19 protein-coding genes are annotated in these 23380 nt (G+C 41.2%); 17 read left to right on the top strand and 2 right to left on the bottom strand.

What is annotated here, in order from left to right:
- Nucleotides 1–134 precede the first annotated feature (134 nt).
- From B3763_RS06525 to B3763_RS06495, 7 genes are all read left to right on the top strand, one after another.
- Nucleotides 135–848, top strand: a complete 714-nt coding sequence (locus B3763_RS06525) for a hypothetical protein (protein ID WP_286744963.1) — start codon at nucleotides 135–137, stop codon at nucleotides 846–848.
- 187 nt (nucleotides 849–1035) lie between these two features.
- Nucleotides 1036–2130 carry a BF3164 family lipoprotein gene (locus tag B3763_RS06520; protein WP_286744961.1) on the top strand — a complete coding sequence of 365 codons (1095 nt, stop codon included), beginning with the start codon at nucleotides 1036–1038 and terminating at the stop codon, nucleotides 2128–2130.
- A gap of 1231 nt (nucleotides 2131–3361) precedes the next feature.
- Complete coding sequence (locus tag B3763_RS06515; protein ID WP_286744959.1) at nucleotides 3362–3754, top strand: hypothetical protein; 393 nt, start codon at nucleotides 3362–3364, stop codon at nucleotides 3752–3754.
- On the top strand, nucleotides 3744–4031 hold the full coding sequence (locus B3763_RS06510) for a hypothetical protein (RefSeq protein WP_286744957.1): 288 nt from the start codon (nucleotides 3744–3746) through the stop codon (nucleotides 4029–4031). The genes B3763_RS06515 and B3763_RS06510 overlap by 11 nt, the downstream gene beginning before the upstream one ends.
- A 102-nt stretch (nucleotides 4032–4133) precedes the next feature.
- Nucleotides 4134–4910, top strand: coding sequence for a GLPGLI family protein (locus B3763_RS06505; RefSeq protein ID WP_286744955.1), 777 nt, complete (start codon nucleotides 4134–4136; stop codon nucleotides 4908–4910).
- 23 nt (nucleotides 4911–4933) lie between these two features.
- Entirely contained in the window at nucleotides 4934–7597 is a 2664-nt protein-coding gene (locus tag B3763_RS06500) for a carboxypeptidase-like regulatory domain-containing protein (RefSeq protein ID WP_286744953.1), read from the top strand.
- Nucleotides 7598–7893: 296 nt separating this feature from the next.
- Nucleotides 7894–9003 carry a serine hydrolase domain-containing protein gene (locus tag B3763_RS06495; protein WP_286744951.1) on the top strand — a complete coding sequence of 370 codons (1110 nt, stop codon included), beginning with the start codon at nucleotides 7894–7896 and terminating at the stop codon, nucleotides 9001–9003.
- Nucleotides 9004–9246: 243 nt separating this feature from the next.
- Here the strand turns inward: B3763_RS06495 and B3763_RS06490 are convergent, their stop codons facing one another.
- Entirely contained in the window at nucleotides 9247–9936 is a 690-nt protein-coding gene (locus B3763_RS06490; RefSeq protein WP_286744949.1) for an SDR family oxidoreductase, read from the bottom strand.
- A gap of 221 nt (nucleotides 9937–10157) precedes the next feature.
- Between B3763_RS06490 and B3763_RS06485 the strand changes: the two genes are divergently transcribed.
- The 10 genes from B3763_RS06485 to B3763_RS06440 all read left to right on the top strand — a co-directional run bounded on the left by B3763_RS06485 (nucleotide 10158) and on the right by B3763_RS06440 (nucleotide 21871).
- Nucleotides 10158–10721, top strand: coding sequence for a hypothetical protein (locus B3763_RS06485; RefSeq protein ID WP_286744947.1), 564 nt, complete (start codon nucleotides 10158–10160; stop codon nucleotides 10719–10721).
- Between the two features lie 166 nt (nucleotides 10722–10887).
- Complete coding sequence (locus B3763_RS06480) at nucleotides 10888–13296, top strand: TonB-dependent receptor (RefSeq protein ID WP_286744945.1); 2409 nt, start codon at nucleotides 10888–10890, stop codon at nucleotides 13294–13296.
- 72 nt (nucleotides 13297–13368) lie between these two features.
- Entirely contained in the window at nucleotides 13369–13686 is a 318-nt protein-coding gene (locus tag B3763_RS06475; RefSeq protein WP_286744943.1) for a hypothetical protein, read from the top strand.
- Nucleotides 13686–13961: a hypothetical protein gene (locus B3763_RS06470; protein WP_286744942.1), complete on the top strand. Its 276-nt coding sequence runs from the start codon at nucleotides 13686–13688 to the stop codon at nucleotides 13959–13961. The genes B3763_RS06475 and B3763_RS06470 overlap by 1 nt, the downstream gene beginning before the upstream one ends.
- 13 nt (nucleotides 13962–13974) lie before the next feature.
- The gene (locus tag B3763_RS06465; RefSeq protein WP_286744940.1) at nucleotides 13975–16023 is read left to right on the top strand and encodes a PepSY-associated TM helix domain-containing protein; all 2049 of its coding nucleotides are present in this window, start codon (nucleotides 13975–13977) and stop codon (nucleotides 16021–16023) included.
- A gap of 162 nt (nucleotides 16024–16185) precedes the next feature.
- The gene (locus B3763_RS06460; RefSeq protein ID WP_286744937.1) at nucleotides 16186–16809 is read left to right on the top strand and encodes a helix-turn-helix transcriptional regulator; all 624 of its coding nucleotides are present in this window, start codon (nucleotides 16186–16188) and stop codon (nucleotides 16807–16809) included.
- A 320-nt stretch (nucleotides 16810–17129) separates the two neighbouring features.
- Nucleotides 17130–19388, top strand: a complete 2259-nt coding sequence (locus B3763_RS06455; protein WP_286744935.1) for a TonB-dependent receptor plug domain-containing protein — start codon at nucleotides 17130–17132, stop codon at nucleotides 19386–19388.
- Nucleotides 19385–20473, top strand: coding sequence for an HmuY family protein (locus B3763_RS06450; protein ID WP_286744933.1), 1089 nt, complete (start codon nucleotides 19385–19387; stop codon nucleotides 20471–20473). The genes B3763_RS06455 and B3763_RS06450 overlap by 4 nt, the downstream gene beginning before the upstream one ends.
- Before the next feature lie 4 nt (nucleotides 20474–20477).
- The gene (locus B3763_RS06445) at nucleotides 20478–20954 is read left to right on the top strand and encodes a DoxX family protein (protein WP_286744931.1); all 477 of its coding nucleotides are present in this window, start codon (nucleotides 20478–20480) and stop codon (nucleotides 20952–20954) included.
- A complete protein-coding gene (locus tag B3763_RS06440) occupies nucleotides 20951–21871 on the top strand; it encodes a DUF6607 family protein (RefSeq protein ID WP_286744929.1) in 921 nt (306 codons plus the stop codon). Before B3763_RS06445 ends, B3763_RS06440 begins: the two co-directional genes overlap by 4 nt.
- Nucleotides 21872–21946: 75 nt before the next feature.
- On the opposite strand, the gene B3763_RS06435 is transcribed toward B3763_RS06440, so the two are convergent.
- Nucleotides 21947–23116 (bottom strand): 6-bladed beta-propeller, encoded by a 1170-nt coding sequence (locus B3763_RS06435; RefSeq protein WP_286744927.1) that lies wholly within the window; start codon nucleotides 23114–23116, stop codon nucleotides 21947–21949.
- Between the last annotated feature and the right edge of the window lie 264 nt (nucleotides 23117–23380).

The following is a 23380-nucleotide window of genomic DNA, read 5'->3' as shown; positions in this document are numbered from 1 at the left end:
TGTGAGGACACAGCTTGTGGCTAGTATACTGGATCTTACAAGTGCGATCTAAATGAGTAACTCTACTATAGTGCTAGATCCACCACTATTGTGGCGAATAGTATACATTACCTGCAGTCCAAAACAACGAGCGAATGAACATTTTACAGAAAATAGCAAGGAGAATAATCAAAGTATCATTTGATACTTCTGTCTCGGTAATTAAGTATTTCAGTAAAATGGACAAATACCACCAACAAGTTGATGAATTAAGGAAACTTGATAACGGGACATTGGGAAGGGAAATCGCCAACTGCTTAGACTACCACCGATTGACTCTTGTTCCAAAATATGAAAGCCATGACTTAAAGCACGTCTTGCTTGATTACAAAATGACAGCAGAAGATGAAATTCGGATGCAGGCATTTATGATTGGAAATGGAAATTATTCAATCCCTTCATTTGCAATTTTCTTTTTCGGAGCACTTCTACTTCCTGATTTGTGGTTGACTTTCTATTCAGACTTTAAAAAAGGAAAACAAACTATTCCAATATCAAAATGGACAATTGAGGACTTTGCCGACAAGCCAATTAGTGAATTAAGAACTGACTTGGCTAAATCAACACGACAGAAAACAACGTTTATAGACATAAAACAATTGACCCAATTTGCTGCAATTACCACAGTTTTGGCAGGAGTATTTGGTATGATATTTTGCCTACCGTTTTTGTTTTCGTCAAATATGGCAGACTTAGTAGGAGCAGGATTTCCGTTTGTGGGCGGTGCAATATTGGTAGTCGGTGGACTTCTGACTCTATCAAACTTAACGAAAGAAAAAAATAAAGTATTATTAGATAAATATATGTAATACTTACAATTGTGGTTTTGACTCTAATGGCTAGCACCAAAATATCGGCCTTCCAAGGCCCAGGAGAAGTCGAATGTTACGTGACGTTAAAACTAATTTCCAATACACTACATATTCTTGTTTTGAACATTCAGTTTAAGATCATGAGAAAGGTATAAGTGAAGATTATGAGCAAAAATCAAAGGTCATGAACAACAATTTCTTACTAAAGGCTATTCCGTTGACCCTTCTTTTAGCCATATCTTGCTCAGACCGGCAAGATAGATCAAACCACATCACAAAAATAAACGACCTGTCGAAAGTAGATAGTTATGAGCTAAAGGGTTTGGAAATTCTACAAGACGAAATTAACGTCATATCTCTACATGTAGTCGACACTTTGCTAATAATCGAGTTGCTAGAAAAGAAAGAATGGGCCTATAAAGTGTTTAGCTTAAATTCCAGAGCCTTTCTAGGTTACCTCGGAAAAATGGGTGATGGACCTAATGAATTCAAGAGGCCAAGACTATCAGATCAAAATGTCGTTGACTCTACGAATACTGCTATTTGGATCAACGACCCTGGTAAGGAGCGCTTCTTACTCTTAGATGTTTTAGGAAGTTTGAACCAGCCAGAGAACAAAATATTGTTTAGTAAAGACTATGAGGGATCATTGGGTATAAGCCAATCGCTTTTTGCTATAAACAAAAACGAATGGGTTGGGAGTTTAGGCCCAGCTGCAGAGCAATTCGGTCGTTTTTTGAGGAAAGATTTAACGAACAACACTACGGAGATAATTCCAGTCAATTATATTGTCGACAATGACCATATCCTGAATAGACAAGATTTATATGGCATAAACTTTCACCACGCAGCAATAAAACCTGATAAGGGCAAAGTTGTGTCTCTTTCAAATCATCTAAGCCGTGTGGATATTTATAAGACTCAGCCTAAATTAAAGTTGGAAAATAGCGGCTTATTACTCGGAGAAAAACATGATAACCTAGACGGAATGACCTACATGAAAAATTATAGGGAGGTAACGAACTATTATATGGACGTGTCAGTGACAGATGATAAAATCTATGCCCTTTATCATGGACAACCAGTTGTAGAGTACGCTAAAAATCTTATTCCTACCCAGATCAGAGTATTTGACTGGGAAGGTCATCTACTATCAATACTTAATGTTCCGGACTACTTAATCACCTTAACAGTTGATGAATCAAAAAATAGCATTTATGGTGTCGCATTTTTTGAGGAAAAGATCATGAAGTATGATTTTGATTTGAGCTCCTTATAATCAGAGTTTAAGCATCTTGTAACTTGCCTGACTTACAATACACTTTAAACCAAATAAGTGTACAGATTTTTGCGTAAACAATGCCTTATTAACGTTCAATAGTCGAATATTTCATGCGTTTAGATATTAATTACCCTTGAGACCAAGTTAATTTGAAAAAGGGAAACCCTCAGGCTAAAGCCCTCTTACCCACAGTTATCCATGCATTCACTTCATCTAATAGATTGGCAGGTGGGTTTGGTTTTGCAGACACACAAAGCCAACGCTCAAAAACCAAAGTAGCTAAAATCTTCCTCTCTCATATACTCTAATTATTGGCAGCAATTGAACTTTGGTGCCAAAATATAGTCTTATGTACTTGGATTAAAAATCTTAGAAATCGCATAGGATAAATTACATATTGACGATGTTAGGAATCATTTCCGTGAGCAGCCAAGATTCTCTACGGGTGAACTAACTGAGTTCTATCGTTCAAAAGAACCAGATGTAAAGAAGACTACTATCAATTGGAGAATCTACCATCTTGTCCAAGATGGCATTCTTACCAGAATTGGACGTGGAAAATTCGCTCTTGGTACTGGAAGGACTTACTATCCGTAATTAACATCCAAGCAAGTTTCATTATTTAAAAAACTCAACGCAGAGTTCCCGTTTATTTCAATCTGCATTTGGAGCACTTCAGTAATAAATGTAAGCTTCCCTTTTTTAGGACAGGACTAAATTCAACTTTTTATCTTTAATATCCTTGCTTTTGCTCAAGGCTTTGAACTGGTTTGGTGATAGTCTACCTAATGATATATATGGTTGATTCTCAGTATGATGCGTTCGCCATCAACAGCAAGGATATTGTCATGAATAATTCATTGTTTTTTCTTTGATAAATTGCCCAAATAAGGGATAGGCTACAGGATGCCTTCAAACCTACACTCTTCGGTACTAGAGAATTTATTTATTAATGGCTCATAGTTGATCTCAGTTTTTTTTAAAGGCTTATATATGAGAATTAAGTCATGAGCTTCTGCCGAGACTTTATTGGAAGTCATTTGTCTAAAAGGATGGTTCAATTGACAAGATTTTAAAAAACCATTGCCAAATTCCTCTTTGAAGAACTCAAATGCGTCAGTTAATTCTTTCCTGACATTTTGAGTTAGATTCCCATTGTTTCTGGCAAAATCAACCTGATAACCCCAAGTTTTATGAAATTTACTTATCTAAAATCTTTCAATTTATTTTGAAAAAAATTGTAAACACATTAATGGCGATCTACTTCATGTTCGCCATCTCTCAAGCCTATGCCCAAAGTCAAGATTTAGCGGCAGACACGGAAGAAAAATCGGAAGTTTGCTTGACACAAGACCAGTATGATTACCTCCAAGAAAATTGGAAAAAAATCCTCAAAGATGATTATGAAACCTTTAATGAGGAACTTAACAAGGAAGTGACTTTTGTTATCACTGAAGATTCTGAACTACTGACTCCAGGATGTGATATTTTAGGAGAAATGGTAGAAGTTGTTTTAAGGCGGTGGTTCAAAGAAATCGATAAGGAAACAAGAGATAACTTGGTAGGAACGATTAAAGAGCTGTGTGAGATACTCGTAAAAGACCGTGAAAATGAAGACTAGATTTATCGCTACTGTTTTTTGCTTGTTTTTTGTTGGTTCAGTTTCTGGTATATCTAAGACTTCAACAGATGCAACGGTTACGATTCCTGTTGCTAACGAATGTGAATGTGTAAATGAGCAATCTCCAGAAGTATATAGCTTAAAATGCTGGTTAATTGCCAAGGTTGCCAAAAGGTATTTGAAAAAAAACACAGAACTACCAAAAGAGGACATCAAAAAGGCCCGAGATTTGGTAAAAGAACTTTGTGAAACCCTTTTGGAAGAAAAAACAGACTAACATTAAAGGGTTCATTTCGAACCCTTTTTTCTTGTAAATTGCTGTATGGCTATCATCAAGAACTTATCAGGTTATATTTTCATTCACTTAAATTAATGACACATGCAGAAATCTACTCTTCTAACCGTCATCTTATTTTTCTGTTTATCTCAATTAACATTTGCTCAGGCCAAGTCTGGAAAAGTCACTTATTTGGTTAAATCTGGAATTGATCTTAATGACATATCATCAAAAATTGATTCAGAACCAGATTTAGCGAATGATCTTTCAAGCGGTGAGAAAGATAAGATGAAAGCTATTCTTTCAATGATGTTAAGTGGTTCCGATTCAGAAGAGGTTTTAGTTGACTTGTATTTCAATCAGCAAGCTTCAATTATCGAAACGCAAGATTTTCTTTCGGAAAGTGAGTTCTCTTTAAATATCGCAGCAATCGCTGCTGAAAAGATTGATGGCCTTTTTATGAATTACAATGATGGCGTTACCTATATGGTCAGTGAATCCTTAGGAGAAAAATTGATCATAATCGACTCCCTGAATCGTTTTAAATGGGTTCTTGGTAATGAGAAGAAGGAAATCCAGGGCTTCAACTGTCTAAAAGCTGTAGGAACCAGAATTTATGACCGAACCGAAACAAGTAAAGTAGTTGCTTGGTACACGCCAGAAATTCCAATTCCTACAGGGCCCGCAGGTTATGGTGGACTCCCAGGCATGATTCTAGAACTTAATGAAATAGGCTATGTGTCCTATCAAGCGCTAGAAATTGAAACTGATTTGAACAAGAAATCACTTAAACGGATAGAGTTGCCCAAGCGAGGCAAACTCATTAGTCGTAATGAATACTGGGATCTCTGGGACAAAATTGAAAACGAAGACTATTAACACTTGCTTTGAAACTCTTTTCTTTGAATTTGAGGTTATCTTTTATCTCAATTTTTTTTCTTGTCTTTAGCAATCTTTTGTTTTCTCAATCAATTAAAATAGGTGGAAGTGTTAGTGATACCTCAAAAAACACAATTCCTTATGTGAATATTGTTCTCGTAGACCAGTCCGGTGACAACTCTTTTACTTTGACTAACCTTGATGGTAAATACCAAATCTTGGCCAAAACCAATACGAAGTATTTAATCAAGTTTCTACATATAGGCTATTTCAGTGACTCAGTAGTGATAGAAACTGGTACTGATGACTTAATGGTTGATATGGAACTCAAAGATAGGGTGAACGACCTTGGTGATTTTGAGGTCGTTTATTCAATTCCTATACAAATCAAAGGCGACTCGATTATTTACAATCTTGAAGATTTCACCACAGGGAGCGAAAGAAAGTTGCGCGAAGCGCTTAAAAAGCTTCCTGGTGTGGAAATACTACCAGATGGTAAAGTGAAATTGAATGGAAAAGAAGTTTCAGAAGTCCTCTTGGAAGGCAGAACATTCTTTAATGGTACATCCAAATTAGCTATCAACAATATCCCTTCCAACGCACTTGAAAGAGTTGAGTTTATAGACAACTACAATAAAAACAACATTCTCTCAGACTTCCAGGACTCAGAAAAACTTGTTATGAACCTTACTTTAAAAGAAGATAAGAAGCGGATCTTTTTTGGTGATATTGAGGCAGGATTAGGTTATGAAGAGAGGTATAGGGTAAAACCTACAACGTTTTATTATCACCCAAAAGTTTCAATCAACCTCCTTTCTGACATCAACAATGTGGGAGAAAAATCTCTCAGTTTTGAAGACTATTTGGGACTTCAAGACTTTTCCAAAGTTTTCACCGATACTGAGAATTTCGTTCGTGGTGCTTTAGATTTGAACGATTATTTTTTTAATACAAACCATTTGTTTTACAAGGAGAGATTTGTTGCTCCCAATATTCAGTTGGCATCGAAAACAATGAATTTAAATGCTTTTTTGATGTCTTCTATGTCGAACACTGACTTTGAGAGCAACAGTATCAATAGTTATTTTCTTGAAAATTCAGAGTCAATTCTCGAGTCAAGAAGTAATATTGAGGATTTAAGGAGTTCATTTCATTTCGGAAAAATAAATTTAGATCTAAACAATCCTAATAGGAGCTTTCTCAATCTCACAACTACTTTTCGTTCCATCAATTCTTTCACTTCTAACCATATTTCTACTCAATCTCAAGGCAGTGAGAACATACTTTCTGATCAAAGTGATTTGACCAATCTCTCAGTCTTACAAACTCTCAGGTATAGCAAAAAATTCTCGAGTAATTTTTCATCTACCCTTAATGGGCAAATAAGCTTTAGCGACAGAGAGAACGAACAATTATGGAATAGCGACAAAATGGTGTTTCCTGTCATGTTAGAAGACAGTGAACAATTTACTTTGTTACAACCAGCTAAGACTACTTGGAAATCCTATGATGTGCTAATTTCTAACTATTTGAAACTATCAAGGCTAAGTCATCTGAATATCGATTTGGGTATTGGAAATAAAAATAGATCGTTACAATCCACGCTATTTCAGGAAATTGATAATGGCAATGATGAAAGTGTTACTTTGAACAATTTCACCAATTCACTGGATGATCAACTGTTTTACTCTTTTCTAAAAATAGGTTCCCGATTTAAGAAGAATAAACTCATCTTAACTCCATCCTTATCAGGTAATTATTATTCATGGTTGAGCAATTCTCTTGGGAATGAGCTTGACAGGGAACTACTTTTACTTTCACCTGAACTCAAGATTGATTTTGATATAACAAAGACTCAAAATATTAACTTTCGTTATCTTCTATCGTACGATTTTCCTGAATTCAGTAGGCTCTCTGATGGCTTAAGTCTCTTGGGCTTTAATTCCGTTTTTCAAGGTAACATCAATTTAGAACCTGTTTTAAAACATAAACTGAGCTCTTCGTATAGCAAAAACAATCTCATAAAAGGAACGGAATTTAATTTGAGCGTAGATTATTCTGTATCTCAAGAAAGCATTTCGTCTTCTTTATTGAGAACAGGTATCAACTCTGTGGTTCACGCGGTATCGCTTAATGATAATAGTTATCAATTCAATAGTGAATTTGAATGGGCGAAGAGGTTTAAAATTTTAGAAGCCCGGTTTAGTGGTCAGTACAATATTACTGTTTCACCTCAAGTTGTAGAATCTATTCCTTTTGATAATAGGACGGACCAAACTTCAAGTAGTCTTCAACTAAGGAGCCTAATAGAAAGCTTTCCAACGCTTTCACTGCGTTATACCCTTGGGTTCAATAGATATTCGACATTTACAACTAATACATTCATTTCGCATTTGTTTGAAATTTCCATGGAAAAAGATTTGACGGACAATCTGTTTTTCGAAATCTCAACAAGCCTCACTTCTTATAGAAGTGCAAATCAAGGACTAAGCTCTGATTATGTTCTTGGTGATGGATTGTTGAGATATCGAGTAAAGAACTCTGCCTGGACATTAGAACTTCACTTAAAAAATTTTTATAACAGCCAGATAATACAAGAAAACACAATCAATGGAATTTTTCTCAGCGACAGACAAATCTCTATTCAACCGAGAATAATTTTCTTAAATGTAGTCTATGGTTTTTAGGTGCAGCTAAACCCAAAATCCTCATAATATAACAAGTACCTAATCCTAAGATGCCCTAGGTGTTTGATGGTTCCTCAAAAAATAGGACAGCAGGTTAAGTTATTTTTAAACTGTCTCGTTTTTGGAGAAGCTTACAGGCTTTTATATTTTTTTTATATTCAACACCTCTTCACCAACACACAAGGCAAAGACTAACTTTCATGGATGTTCCTATCCTCCTACTTTGGGTATATTAGGAAATAGTTTCTTATTGAATACAGCGGATAATAACGAAGGCATTCATTATGAAAAACCGAATGATAAAATATTTAACCGTAACAATTGGAGTCATAGTTTCAGGTTGTTCGAATGGGCAAACAACAACCGCAATAAACGGTATTCAGAACACTACAAAAGGAATTACTCAAGAACAATCTGACCTAATATTTAACAACACCAAGACATTTCCAAACAACACACAGTTGTCGATTGCTCTTATCAAAAACGGGGAAGTTGACTTTGTTGGGGTCAAAAGAACTGATGACACCATTAGGCGAATTGAAAATTTTAGGGAGGTCTTTGAAATTGGTTCGATAACCAAGGTGTTTACGGCCACACTATTATCCGATTTAGTCAACAACCAGACCTTGGAATTAGATGATAACATCCAGGATTATGTCGACTTTAAAATTAAACTGGAAGAAGGAATAACCTTCAAAGAGCTGGCAAATCATACTTCCGGACTACCAAGGCTACCTTCAAATCTAAACCTCATGCTTGCTGACCGAGACAATCCTTACAAAGATTACGATGAGGAGAAGCTGAAAGAATATCTAACCACTGAGGTCCAACTGGGTCAAGAGCCCGGTGTTAAGTATGAATACTCCAATCTTGGCGCTGGAATTTTAGGGTTCGAATTGGCCCTCATTACAAATACACCTTATGAATCTCTATTGCAAGAGAAAATCTTCCGGAAATATAAAATGAGCAACTCCACAAGCGAAAGGGAGCGCATAGAATCTAAACTCGTAAAAGGCTTGAAGCCCAACGGCAAAGAAGCTCCAAACTGGGATTTTGGTGCTTTAGCAGGTGCTGGAGCAATATTTTCTACAGCGGAAGACTTATCAAAATTTGCTTTGGCTCAATTCGATAATAAAAACACAGAACTGGCCTTAACCCAAGCGCCCACATTTGAAGTTAATGACAACATGCAAATAGGGCTTGGGTGGCACATTCTCCAAAGAAAAAATGGTAGGGAATTGATTTGGCACAATGGAGGAACAGGAGGCTATACTTCGTCCATGGCTTTAGATTTAGAAAATAAAAATGGGATAATAATACTGTCTAATGTTTCCGCTTTTAATCCGAACATGAGAAATATCGACCAATTGTGTTTTGCGCTGATCAATACTTTGGACAACAAATAACCAACTACCGGCACTAGTCATAAGCGATTGCCCTTCTCTCGCGCGAGAATTACGGGGAGAGTTCATAGGCCTTATACTCGGTTCTCCTGAATGGGAAGGCTGATTATAAGCCTATAAAAAATGCCCAACCACTTCTGCAGTCGGGCTACTCTATAGTTTGTCTTTAGTTCGGAAAAGAAACACCACCTCTCTGTTCCTTGCCCTACTGGTTTAGTCTAAAATCTAATGCCCTGGCACTTAACCTTACCCCTTCGGCTTTAAAGGCCTCACTTCCACATCTACCACATGGTAGTTAGGGTGAGTTTGCAAAGCACCCAAAACGGTTTGCGCTATATCTTCCGGGCGCATCATATGCTCATTGGCATTAGCAAAAGCAATCTTGTCGAAGAAATGAGTATTGGTGCTTCCCGGATAAATCGTAGTTACCTTAATACCGTGGTTGCGTAGTTCTTTAAAAATGGAATGTCCTATACCCGTTACGGCATGCTTGGTGCCCACATAACCCGACATGGTTTCCACTCCATTGGTTCCTGCAATGGAAGAAATGTTCACAATATGCCCTTCTTCCATGGCAATCATATCCGGTACGGCCAGCTTGGTGCAATAGAACAGCCCGTGCACATTTACATCAAACATTGCCTTCCAGTCGTTCACATCCATTTCATGGATCAGGCCCTGTACTCCAAAACCTGCATTGTTTACCAGAACTGAAGCCTTGCCGAGTTTTTCGCGAGTGGCTTTAAACGAAGCCTGCACATTGTCCCAGTCGGCCACATCGGTTTTAAAGAAGTGGTAATTTTCATCTTCTATGCTGTTATTGGTTCGCCCCCACCCGGCTACTACCATGCCGGCATTGAGCAATATTTTCACTGTTTCTAAACCAATGCCTTTACTGACACCGGTTACAATAGCTAGTTTTCCTTTTAATTCCATGCTTATTAAATAAATAGAGCGATAAGAAGGTTCGCAGTTTGGTAGAAAAATTTTGTGCTATACTCAGAAGTCTTCAGAGTTTCCATACAATTTCCATATCCCCGAATTAGAAACAATGATACCAAAGAAAATTGTAAGGCCTTTTTGAGTTGTCCAAAGATTTTTCGGAATGAGTCCTTAAGTTGAAACACTTAACACCACAATGCTTATCTTTCCTCTTTATGAGCAATAAAAAACCTATACTAGACAGCCAGGCTTACATTACCCTTGGTTACCTGGCCATAGTGGTAATTGGTATGATGTTCGACTACAAATACTACAGCCACTTTGCCATTAACATTTTTGAATACGCAGACATACTGGATTTTTTGCTGGCCCCGGTTAAAAACCTCGAGCTTATTCTATTTGCTTTGGGCAGCCTCATTCTAGTGCTCATTTTCTTCCGGATAGATCAATTTTGGCAAGATCGATGGCCCAAAACCTACAAGCGATTCAATTTTGGAATGTCTATAGAAGCCCTCAAAAAATACAGGCCGTTTATTATTGCTTTGTCCAGCATAGCCTATCTCAATCTGGCTTCTAAATTTTATGGCGACCGAATGTTTGAGCGTTTTCAATCTTCACCGAAAACCGTAGAAGTTGTTTTTCAATCAGACGAAAGGGTGCTTAAGGGGAGCCTGATTGGTAAAAACACCGACTACATACTTATGCAAACAGAGGGAAAGGTGATAAAAGCCATACCGGTTTCGTCCGATGTGCAAGAAATAATCATTCACCGCCCTTAGAACCACTTTATCTAACCCTTCTTACTCCTGGAGACCATCGGCTCTTGGGCCCCTGGCCTCCACGGCACTTCTCTTCTACTACCCCGTTTTTCACTAGAACTAGTGATTGCAGCGGGCGAATGACTGATATACTTTTGCGTCATTATTAAGAATCAGTCTAAATAAGATGAAAAGAATTTTACAGATAATGACCTTGCTGCTTTTTGCAGCCCCCGCTTTGGCCCAAACAGGCCACCTCAAAGGAAAAGTGCTCGACAACAGCCAGGACCCTCTCATTGGAGTAACCGTTATGGTTGTGGGTACCGAGAAAGGAGCAATAACGGATATTGATGGCTCATTCAATATTTCAGGCCTACCGACCGGTACAGCAGTGGTGCGCCTCTCTTTTGTAGGGTTTAAAACGGTGGAAATAACCACAACCATTGAGCCCAACAAAACCACCTTGCTGGAAGACATTACTCTATACGAAGGCAATGAGATACTTCAAGATGTGGTGGTAACCGGCAGTCGGGTAAATGCTTTCTCGAGAGAACAAACAGCCTATGTAGCCAAACTTCCGCTTAAAGACCTGGAAAACACCCAGGTATATAGCACGATAACCAGCGATCTGCTGGAATCGCAAACGGTAACCAGCTTTGAAGACGCTCTAAAAAATGCCACGGGAGTGGACAAACTTTGGACATCTACAGGAAGAGGGGGCGATGGTGCAGGTTACTACAGCCTGAGAGGTTTCTCTGTACAGCCTCAGTTGGTAAATGGTATGCCCGGCTTAACCAACGGCACCATTAATGCGGCCAACATTGAGCGCATTGAGGTAATCAAAGGCCCTTCAGCTACCTTGTTTGGCAACTCGGTAGGTTCGTATGGTGGTATTATTAATGTGGTAACCAAAAAGCCCTTTGTGGGCCGCGGAGGTAGCGTAAACTATACCACTGGCTCTTTCGGACTCAATCAGCTAACACTCGATTACAACACAGCTCTTGACAGTGAAGAAGATGTTTATTTCCGAATAAACACTTCATACCTCACCAAAGGCAGCTTTCAGGATGCCGGGTTTCGCGAAACTTTTTTTATAGCCCCCTCACTTTCTTACAGAGTAAACAACCGTTTGAGTTTCAACTTCTATGGGGAAATTACAGAAGCCACACAAACCAATCCCACTATGCTTTTCTTAAACCGTGCTGCCCCAAGTGAGGCTGGTTCTTTGGAAGAGTTGGGCTACAACAACGAGCTGTCGTTTACCAGCAACCACCTAACGCTTTCTAACCCTACGAGCAACTTTAGGGCAGAGGCCAACTACAAACTTTCCGACAATTGGACCTCTCAAACACTGGTATCTACCAGCCATACCACTACAGACGGCTACTATTCATACCTCTACGATTACGGTATTTTAGGTGGCAACACTTTCACCCGCTTTATTAGCAAGCAAAATGCACAAACTAACACCTTCGACATACAACAGAATTTTACCGGTGACTTTCTGTTAGGCGGTATGCGCCACAGAGTGCTAATTGGGCTCGACTACCTGGCTTCCCGCTATGTAGACAACAGCTCAGGGTATGCCTTCTACGGCAATGTGAGACCCAACGGTGAAGCCATTGCCGACAACCCCTTTACTCCTGCTGTAGAAACCGGTAGTTTTCCACTAACCACCGCAGCGGTAGATGCGGCTCTTGCTGCTCAGGGCCATGGGTCTACTTCGGTGAAACGCGAGGTGCTTAGCTCTTATATTTCGGATGTGGTAAATATTACCCCTCGATTTTCGGCCATGGCCAGCCTTCGTTTCGACCGGTTTGAAGACAAAGGAAATCTGGAAGGTGTTGGAGGCTACGATCAGTTCACTCTTTCTCCAAAGTTTGGCCTGCTCTACCAGCCGGTAGCCGATAAGCTTTCGATATTTGCCAACTACCAAAACAGCTTTAACAATGTGGCTCCTGCCCTGGTGGGCGACCCTAACAGTGGCCCTCAGTCGCTCAAGGTATTCGACCCGGAGCAGGCCAATCAACTGGAGTTTGGGGTAAAAGCCAATCTTCTGGACTACAGGCTTAATGCCACACTTAGCTATTACGACATTACCGTTAGCGATGTAGTAATGACAGACCCTTCCGACCCGTTCAACCGAATTCAGGAAGGTGAAGTAGTGAGCAGTGGTTTTGAGCTGGAGGTAAATGCCAACCCTATTGATGGTCTAAATCTAAGAGCCACTTTTGCCGACAATGATAGCGAAACCACCAATACAGACAACGCCAACATTGCGGGCAGAAGACCTCTGGGCGCGGGCCCTGAAAAAGTGTATAGCTTCTGGGCAAGTTACAGAACACACAAAGGTTTGGGTGTTGGAGCCGGTTTCAATGGTGCCAGCGAACGAGCTACCATTAACTATGCCGCTACGGGCAACTTTATACTTCCTGAATACACTATTGCCAATGCATCGGTATTCTACGAGGTATCTAAGTTTAGAATTGCCCTTAAAGTGAATAACCTGTTCAATAAAGAATACTACTCAGGTTGGACCACCATAACACCACAGGAGCCAAGGGCATTCCTGGCCAGCTTTAAGTACTCATTTTAATAGTAATGTCAGCCAGATATGCCGGAGTTCTGCCTTTGGGCTAGCTTCGGCACTATCTGTTTAATTTCTTCTATGATTAGCATTTGTGCATTCGTAATTCTTGCCGGTTGGTACAGCTTTTATTTAGCCTCAAACAGGTTGAGGGCACTTCAGGCAAACACAACCGTATGGCCTCAAAGATACCTGAAACTGATGGGCTGGTGTACATTTCTGGTGGCCTTTAGCCTGCTCATTTGGTGCTACGGATGGGGTGCAGCTATTGCCTATGGTCTTTTGTTGAGCATGCTCATGCTCTCTTTGCTGGTGACCCTATACCCTATGCGCATAATTGGTAAATCTGCGCTTGCTGTGCTGTTCATTCTCTCGCTAACCCTGGAATTATTTATATAATGCCCGCCAACTCCAAACACCTTTCTTCTCCAGAGCAACGCTTTGCCAAGCTAAGTGCCGGCCTTTTGGGAGGCTACCTGCTCTCCGCCACTCTGCACTATGTGCTAGGCATATGGCTCGGTAATCCTGCTTATGTAGTGGTTACCTCTATTTACAGTCTTTACCTGATTTGGATGCTCTTGTTCATAGTTCCTTATTTGTTTACAAACGGCTGGAAGGCCTGGGCCTACTACCTGGGAATAATGCTCGCCTTGCTGTTACTCTCCACCCTATAACCGAAGACAACACATGACAGATTCAGGCAAACGCAACTACCACGTTTTTTTTCATCTACATACCGTATCGGGCATTGTCATCAGTACTGCTTTGTTCATAATTTTCTTTTGTGGTGCCTTTGCCCTCATAAAAGATGAAATAACCGCTTGGGAGAAAGGCAAAAGGGTTTTTCAGGAAGAAGCCCTCAATATAGACTATGATCGTGCCATAGACAGCATAAAAGTGGCCGACTATGATTTGTATGGGCGCGATTTGAGGATTTTAGTACCCGATGCCAAGCAAGAAATCTACTTTCAGCTTAGCGAGTCGCAAGACAGCACCATTACCTTCAAAGACGATCAGGTATATTACTTTTATGTTGATGCGCACGAGTATACTCTCTCGGCCTACTATGCCTTTTATAGTATTGGTGAACTTATATACCGGCTGCACTTTTTCTCTCAAATCCCCTATGTAGGCATATACCTGGCCGGTTTTGTGGCCTTCTTCTTTCTGCTTGCCATTGTCAGCGGTGTTATTATCCACTGGAAAAAAATCGTCTCTAACTTCTATCTTTTCAGGCCACTAGCCAAAGTCAAAACCGTTTGGACCGATGCCCACACAGCTTTGGGTGTCATTGGTCTACCTTTTCAATTTGTGTTTGCCCTCACGAGTTGCTTCTTGTGCATGAGCATTTTTGTACTGGCCCCGGCAAACCTCATGTACAAGGGCAATCCGTCTCAAATGATGGAAGAGGTTCGCCCGATGATGAAAACTTATACCCTGGGAAACCCGGCACAGAGCATTGGCAGCCTGAACGGTTTTATGGAAGAGGTACAAAATCGTTGGGAAGGTTTCAGGCCAGTACAGGTTTACATCCGCAACTACGGAGCCGATAACATGATTTTTCAGGTAGACGGCATGGTTATGAACCAAAAGAAGTTCGTAGCCCATGGTAGGGCCGTATACGATGTAGCCAGCCGTGAACTCATTGCTCAAAAATTACCTGATGACTGGAATTATCTGGAAGGTGTGGAAACAGTTGTTCGTGCCTTACACTTTGGCGATTGGGGTGGGTATACCCTCAAAATAGTATACTTCATTTTGGCACTAATTACCTGCTTTGTCATTATCAGTGGCGTGCTAATATGGCTTACTGCCCGGGAAAAGAAAAGCATCTCTCCGAGTCAACGGTTATTCAACCGGAAAGTAGGCCATGTATTCATTGCCATTTGCATGTCTATATACCCGGTGACAGCCTTCGCCATGATTGTCGCCCGTCTTATTCCGCGCGAAATGGACGCCAGTCGTCAAAGCATTCTTTACCTCGCCTTTTTTGTGATTGGGCTTTTTGTGGTGTTGTTCTTCCGGTTCAAACGCAACAACCACTTTACCACCCGATATTCCCTGCTTGCCGGTGCCGTATTGGGCTTACTAATTCCTCTGGTCAACGGAATGGTTTCAGGCAACTGGTTTTGGACAATGCTGGCCGAAAACCAAATAGAAATAGCCCTGGTAGATATGGTCTGGATATCGCTAAGCGCAACCGCCCTGTTTACCCTAAGCAAACTAAAAAAACCAGAGCCGCTGGTTCCTTCTCATGAGGAGCTACTGGCTATGCAGAAAGAAGAATTTATCAACGAATTGACCGCTCTACCCAAAACTGAAAAAACCATGAAATACAAAATTGCAATACTCTGGCTAGCCAGCGCCATTGGCTTTATACTACACGGTATGTACGGACTTTACGGGGTCTACTACCATGAAAGTCTGATGATGGAAGACGCCACCGGAGAAGTGCCTCTGGCACACCACCTATGGCGGGTTGGGCTGGAAGGTATGGCCTTCCTCCTTTCTGTACTGTGTCTGGAACTTCGGGCACGATGGTTCTATTGGACAGCCTTTACCTGGGCCATTTTACACGGCCTCTTCAATGTATATCATCTGGCCACGGCATTGATGTATGAACCATCTAACCTCTCGGAAATACTAGCCCTGGCCGTAATGGTGGTAATTAGTGTATTTCTGATAAAGGCCTTCCGGGAATGGAACAAAGAACTGATAGTGAACCCTAAAGAATAACAGAGTTTCGGGGGCATTTCTTCCCACTGTTTGGTTTTGGCCACAACCAAGGCTGCTTATGGCCATATGAATTGATGGTAGGTAAAACAACTTGACAAAAAGGTGCCCTGCTATTGATTTAGCTATTATTTTTGCATTGTTTTTATTCAGTCTAAATAAGAATTGAGATTTAGTGTAGCCATATACGACCCACAATACCTTACCCGGCAGGGTATGAAAGCCGTAGTGGAAAAAGTTACACAAGCCCAGGACATACATCTTCTTAAAACCGATCAAAACCTGGAAGATCAGGTATATAGAATTGAACCCCAATTGCTCACCCTGGAATATAAGGGAAGGCACACCATACAACCGCAAACCCTGGAGCGCATAAAACAGCGTTTGCCCGATACTCGTGTATTGATTATATCGGACGATGACGATGCCCTGATGATTAAGCAATACCTTGGTTTGGGTATTGAAGGGTTTCTAACCAAACAATGCTCTACTCATGAACTCACCAAAGCTGTAAACAGCATAATGAGTGGCGGCAAGTTTTACTGCCAACGCATAATAGAAGTCATCACTCAAAAAGACATTCCCAATGCCATGGAACTGTCAGACAGGGAAATGCAGGTTATTCGCTACATAGGCAAGGGACTTTCTTCCGAAAGAATTGCCACAGAACTTAATGTGAGCATTCACACCGTAAACTCTCACCGCAAAAATGTACTCAAAAAACTCGGCCTGAAGTCTCCTACCGAGCTAATCGTATATGCCGTTAAACAGGGCTGGGTGTCCATTTGAGCACGACTATTTTCGTATATACCATCGGGTATTAAAAGCCTTTGCACAGGCTATTGTCCTTTCGAAGAAACGGTCTGAAATAAATAGAAAGCCTCCGGTCAATGGATCATTAACCGGCTTAAAAACCATTCGCCAGGTTTAGAGGCTAAGCTGTCAGCTTTACACTTCAGCCTTTTTCCCTTCTCTTTCCTCCCCCCTGACTTGTTGCTTCATCATTTTCCTACACTACTAGAACTAGTGATTTTCTTTTACTAGAAGTAGCGATTTCCCGGCAGGCATGGGTACTATACCTTTGTCGCTATTAAGAATCATTCTAAATAATGAATCAAATAGCCCGGATCATCTTACTAGCTGTCATTTGCATTCCTGCCCAAGCCCAGCAATTGGTTTTTATGGATGAAGAAGAGCAGGTGGGCATTCCATATTTAACTGTTATTGTAAGCGAACAGGCGCGTACCTTACACCTATTTACCGATGCCCAGGGAAGGCTAAACTTACCGGCTCTCAATTACCCTGTTCGCCTGCAAACATCGCACATAAACTATCCGGCACTTTCAGACACCTTGCGTTCGGCAACCAATAAAACCTACGGACTCAAAGCTAAAACCAATGCACTGAATGATGTGATTGTTACGGGGCAATTTGCTCCTCAGTCTATGCGAAACTCCGTATTTCGAGTAGCCACTATAACCCGTGAGGAAATTGAAAACCGGGGTGCCATAACTCTGGAACAGGCCTTACAAAATCGACTAAACATGCGCATTTCGCAAGACCTGGCCATTGGTAATGCTACGGTCAGTCTCCAGGGTATTTCCGCGCAAAATGTAAAGATTCTCATTGATGGGGTACCACTGGTGAATCGTAATGGCAATGGCAATGCGGCCGACCTTAGCCAGATTAACCTTCAACAGATTGAACGTCTCGAAATAGTGGAAGGCCCAATGGCCATAAACTACGGAGCTAATGCTTTGGCTGGCGTGGTTAACTTAATTACCAAAAAAGACTTTGAGCGATCTACCGAAGTAAGCGCCTTCGTGCAATCCGAAACTGCTGGCAACGAAGCCGGCCCACGAAATGGTAAGCACGTTCAGTCACTTCAGGTAAATAAAAAACTGAGTAAGAAATGGTCATTGCTAAGCCATATTCAACACAACGATTTTCAGGGATTTACAGGCTCCGCCCCATTGAGAACTCACGAATGGAACCCGAAGAACCAGCTCTTGGGTAGCCTGCTCGTAAAATTTGAGACTCCTAAGAAAAGTATCTATTACAGGGGTGAGGCCCTGAATGAGCTGATTGAAGACTTTGGCCGCCCACAGAATAACTTTCAGCCCAACGGGCAAAATCAGCCTTTCGCCATAGATGAAACATATACCTCACAGCGCCATACCCATCAGTTACAGGCCGAGGGTCGTTCGGATGTTTTCAAACAATACAACCTATTTCTTTCTTTCTCGGACTTTCAACGCCAAAAATCACGCTTTTCTAAAAACCTTATCAATGGTGAGGAACGATTAACAACCGGAGAGGGAGATCAGGATCTGAGCACTTATCGGGTGTGGGAGTCCGGAGGAAGCACTCAACTTTCAGTAGGTTCAAAAACAGACATTCAGTTGGGCTATCAACTGTCGCTCGAAAAAGTAGGGGGAGGACGCATAGCGAAGGGGCGTCAGGGAATCGAGGAATATTCGGTATACAGCTCTGCGGAGTGGATGATACATCCAAAACTTGTGCTGCGTCCCGGGGTTCGCTTTACTCATAATAGTAGCTTTGGTCAACAGCTTATACCTGCTCTTCAGGTAAAATATGAGCTTTCTTCACTCAACCAGCTTCGGCTGTCTTATGGCAGGGGCTTTAGGGCTCCCTCGGTACGTGAGCTTTACTTTGAGTTTGTAGACTCCAACCATCGTATATTTGGCAACCCCAATTTAAAACCGGAAACCTCACATCACGTTGGCCTTAATCTGGTGGCCCACTACTCCCTGGGCAAGCAAGCTGTTCAAACGGATATCAACTTGTTTTATAATCAAATTGAAGATCAGATTGGCATTGGCCAACTGCCCAATGACATTACAAGTGCCACCTATATCAATATAAACCAGTTCAAAACACTGGGTATTAATATTCAAAAACAGGCCACATGGCGAGAGCTCGGTGTAGCTCTTGGGGCAGCATACGTTGGGCGCTCCAACCGGCTTCAAAATCTATCACCTTCTCTGGAACAATACCTCTATTCTCCCGAGCTAAACGCCCATATAAGCTACCATTTCAAAGCCTGGGGTAGCCGGTTGAATCTATATTACAAATACACCGGAAAGCTTCAATCATACTTTGTTGGTAGCGAAAACAACACCATTCAACTTGGCGGCATAGAGGATTATCACTGGCTTGAAGCCACCATAAACCAGCACATTTCTAAAAGATGGCAAATGCTACTGGGTGCAAGAAACTTATTTAACATCCGGCAACTCAGTAATTCAGGAGCAGGTGGTGGTGCCCACAGCGGAGGCAGTTCAGTAGCACTCTCCTACGGCCGGTCTTATTTCATAAAAATCAGCTATAACCTACAATTCAAATGATAAAGATAAAACGAACTCCATTTTATGCTGCCCTTTTGGCGGCAGGCCTCTTCAGTTGTACCGAAGATGATGGCCCTGTAACTATTCCCCCTACCGAAAGTGCCGTTATGGATCCGTCCGTAGGAGGCCCCAATCAGCCTAACCAGGTGTTTGTAGACCTTTCTACCGAAATCCAAACCTCAGTAGCCCGCAACCACTGGGATCTGGCCTTCTATACCGGTTCCGAGTTCAGGGTACTATTAAACAATTCCACATCAGCTCTGGCCGATGAGTTGGCCAAAACAGATTTGACAGCAGTAAGTGCAGAAGACACCACCGGATGGGATGCGCGACTCGATATCGATGCCATATTCGGAACACTTTTCGGGCCTCAACGTCCGGAATGGCTACCTGAAGCAGCCACCTGGATGGACGATCCCTCGGGAGACCTCTCCACAACTGCCATTGCTTCTATTAAATCCAATGCCGATGACAACCCGGTGTATATCATCAACCGAGGTAAAAACCCCGATGGTAGCCAAAGGGGATGGAAGAAAGTAAAGATTACACGAAACGGCAGTGCCTATGTACTTCAGCATGCCAACATTGGGGCAGAAAGCTTTGAACAACTGACCATTCAGAAAAATGCCGACAGCGATTTCGTGTACGTAAGTTTTGAGGATGGCATAGTCTCCGTGGCACCCTCCAAAACGGAGTGGGACATGGTATTTACCGTCTTTACCAACCTGCTTCCCATAGACGCCAGCACCCGAATTCCTTATGCTTACAAAGACTATATTCTTACTAATGCCGGAAGAGTGGAAGTGGCTCAGGTGCAAGCGGAAGGAGATGTGACTTATGAGGGCTTCTCGCACGCACAAATCAGCACTGTTTCTTTTAAATCGCAAGTATCGGCCATTGGTAGTGGCTGGAGGGTTGTTGCCCAACCGGGATCTGACCAACAAACAGGAGTAAAGGAAGATGTGTTCTACATCATTAAAGATACGGAGAGCAACTACTACAAACTGCGCTTCACGAGACTTGTAGACCCTGTTTCGGGAGAGCGCGGCCACCCACAGTTTCAGTACCAACTTCTTGTCCCATAGCATTATGAAGCACATTATTCACTATTTGGTTATTGCCATCAGGCTTGCCTTAGGCATACTCTTTATTTATGCTGGTATTCAGAAGTTTAAGCCGGCTGCACCCAAGCCGGAAACAACGCAAGAAACCACCACTAAAGCCCAGGCAACCGAAGTACCGGAGAATGTTGTAAAAATCAGGGCTTACATTGGAGGACTCAAGCAAACAGGCTTTTTCTGGCCCATGCTGGGTGTAGCCGAAATTACCTGTGGTCTGCTACTCATTAGCCAGGTATTGGCACTTCTGGGAGCGGTAATGCTCATTCCTCTGACACTAAACATCTTCCTTTTTGAAGTATTCCTTGGGGGAGGCAATGTTGGAGAGATAATTACTCACGGACTCTATTTTGCCGGCAACATTCTACTTCTCGTTCACGGTTATCCACGCCTAAAAGTGGCCTTTCTAACTACAGACAATCAATTCCAAAAAATTATACAAGTATGAAAAAGTTAAGCATCATTGCCCTTTGCCTTCTTAGCGGCTCATTGTGGGCACAAAGCAAAAAGCAGAAAGACAGAGAAGCGATTAAAAGCATGTGCGGTTGCTATGAGGTTCGCTTCAACTTTGCCGAAACTTTTAGCCCTTTGCCGGACTACGAGTTTCATGACAACTATAGCTCGGGAGCGCTCGAGTGGGTAGAACTGGTAGAGGATGAAAAGGATAAAATCTCCATGCAGCACCTCCTAATCGTAGGAAACGGTCAAATCGTAAAGCACTGGAGACAAGACTGGATCTACGAAAACACCCAACTATACAGCTTTATGGGCAATAGCACCTGGCAACGACAAGTGCTAGATAAAAAAGCAGTGAAGGGCCAGTGGACTCAGAAAGTATTTCAGGTAGATGATAGCCCTCGTTACGAAGGAACTGCCACCTGGATTCATCAGGACGGAAGACACTACTGGGAAGCCAGCAGCTACTCACCATTGCCCCGAAGAGAGTTCAGCAAAAGAAACGACTATAACGTGATGTTGAGAGTAAACCGGCATGAATTGACCGGCAATGGATGGATACATGAGCAAGACAACGACAAAATTTTAAGGTCTGCAGAAGGCGACAAGCTTTTAGCGCAGGAGAAAGGATGGAATACTTACCAAAAGGTTGCTGATGAAAAGTGCATAGCCGCCCGGCAATGGTGGGCTAAAAACCAACTCTACTGGAAAGAAGTGCGTGCCGTGTGGGAAGAGGTATATGCTGAAAACTCTGTTCTCACAATTGCCACCAGGCAAAACGATGGACTGCTCTTTGAAAAGATTTTTGCGCTTGGCGATCAGGTAATGGAGCAAGACACATTCAATATTCAAGAAATCAGAGCCCAAGTCAAAAGCCTGATATCTTCTCACAAAAGTGAGGGCCAATAGCGAATCATTGGTTTACTTGAGAGGGTGAAGGAGTCATTGATTCTTTCACCCTGATCTTTTATCCTCATATGTCTGTCAGTTTGGGTGAACAAGTTCACAACTCTTGAATTTAAAGAGAAAAACTACCGGATTATCTTCCGGTTTAAATTCCTTCATTCGGTCTACAAAATGATAATACTTCGTTTCCTCCTGTTTAGGATAGAGGCCATTTTCAATGTAGTCCAAAAATGATGAGGGATTCACGACAGATATGAAATAGTCATCCAAAACACCCCTAACAGGACCTTGCGCATAACAATGTAAAACAGAGCTAGTAAGTTTATTATGTATAACCGTTCCCTGTTTTAGGTTGGCAAACTTGGTAATAAATGTTTTGTTGTAAACGTAACTAAAAGTCAAATAGTCATTGGCTTTATAGAAATACGACAAATACCAAACATAGCCCTCAAAGGAGTCAAAAGAGTCATGAACTACTGACTTGGGGATATTCCTATCACCAAAATCAAATTCATATTTCAATTCTACTTCATTCCCATCAACCTTGTAAACTTTATTATCATAATGACCTATGTAGAACAGCTCCTCATTGCTTCGGGTTAAGTAGTTATCTTTTATTCGCCTGGTCTCCCTACCCTCATAAGGGAAATATCTATTTATTAAAGTTCCAGATTCATTTGTAGTGAAAAGATTATATTCCTGATCCTCCATTAACTCATTATAATTATTGAAAATGGCGAATGAAGTAGAGTCGGATGGGTTATATGCCAGAAATCTCGCGAAAGAATAAAATCGGTTTTCCTTTATGAAATTTCCATCTAAATCATAATAAAACAGCTTACTTTTAAATTGATCGAAAATGATCAGTTGCTCCTGCCTTATATCCAAATCTATGTCGGCAATCTTAAAATATTGGCCCGGTCCTTCCCCTTTATCACTGATAACATTAAGAACATCCCCATTAAGATTATAGATAAAAACTGATTGACTCTGTTCATCAAACACAAAAATTCTATCACTTATTCCTAGAATTTTGGAAACCTGACCAATTAGTACTTCATTGGACAAAGGAATCATTATAACCGTATCAAGCAATTCCTCTATATCAATAAAATCTTCATATTCTGGGTCATCCATATTAAAAGTTATCACCCCATCGGTTTGTATTGACCCATTCCGCACATCATCATTATTAGATGAACAGGACAGCAAAATCAGAAGAGTAAAAAGAGCGATACCATTTCTCATGAGCACAATTAAAACTAGTCTATTTTTTCATCAATTTATTCAATTTATAACCTTATTATAAAAATTAAAACAGAGCCACTCATTTAGATCGCATTTATTAGCCCCAGTATACTAGCCACAAGCTGTGTCCTCACAGGGTCTTTTAACAACCATTTGTGAAGACACAAATGGAGGCAAGGTTCAGAAGTACACTTCTTGCGACATAAGTATGTAACCCTAAATAACCTGAGTTCGATGTAAGTAAGTAGTAAAATATCCCCTCTT

Source organism: Roseivirga sp. UBA1976 (assembly GCF_002336325.1).
Lineage (GTDB): Bacteria > Bacteroidota > Bacteroidia > Cytophagales > Cyclobacteriaceae > Roseivirga > Roseivirga thermotolerans.
Note: the sequence above shows the minus strand (reverse complement) of the source record. Positions and strands in the feature narration are given on the sequence as shown.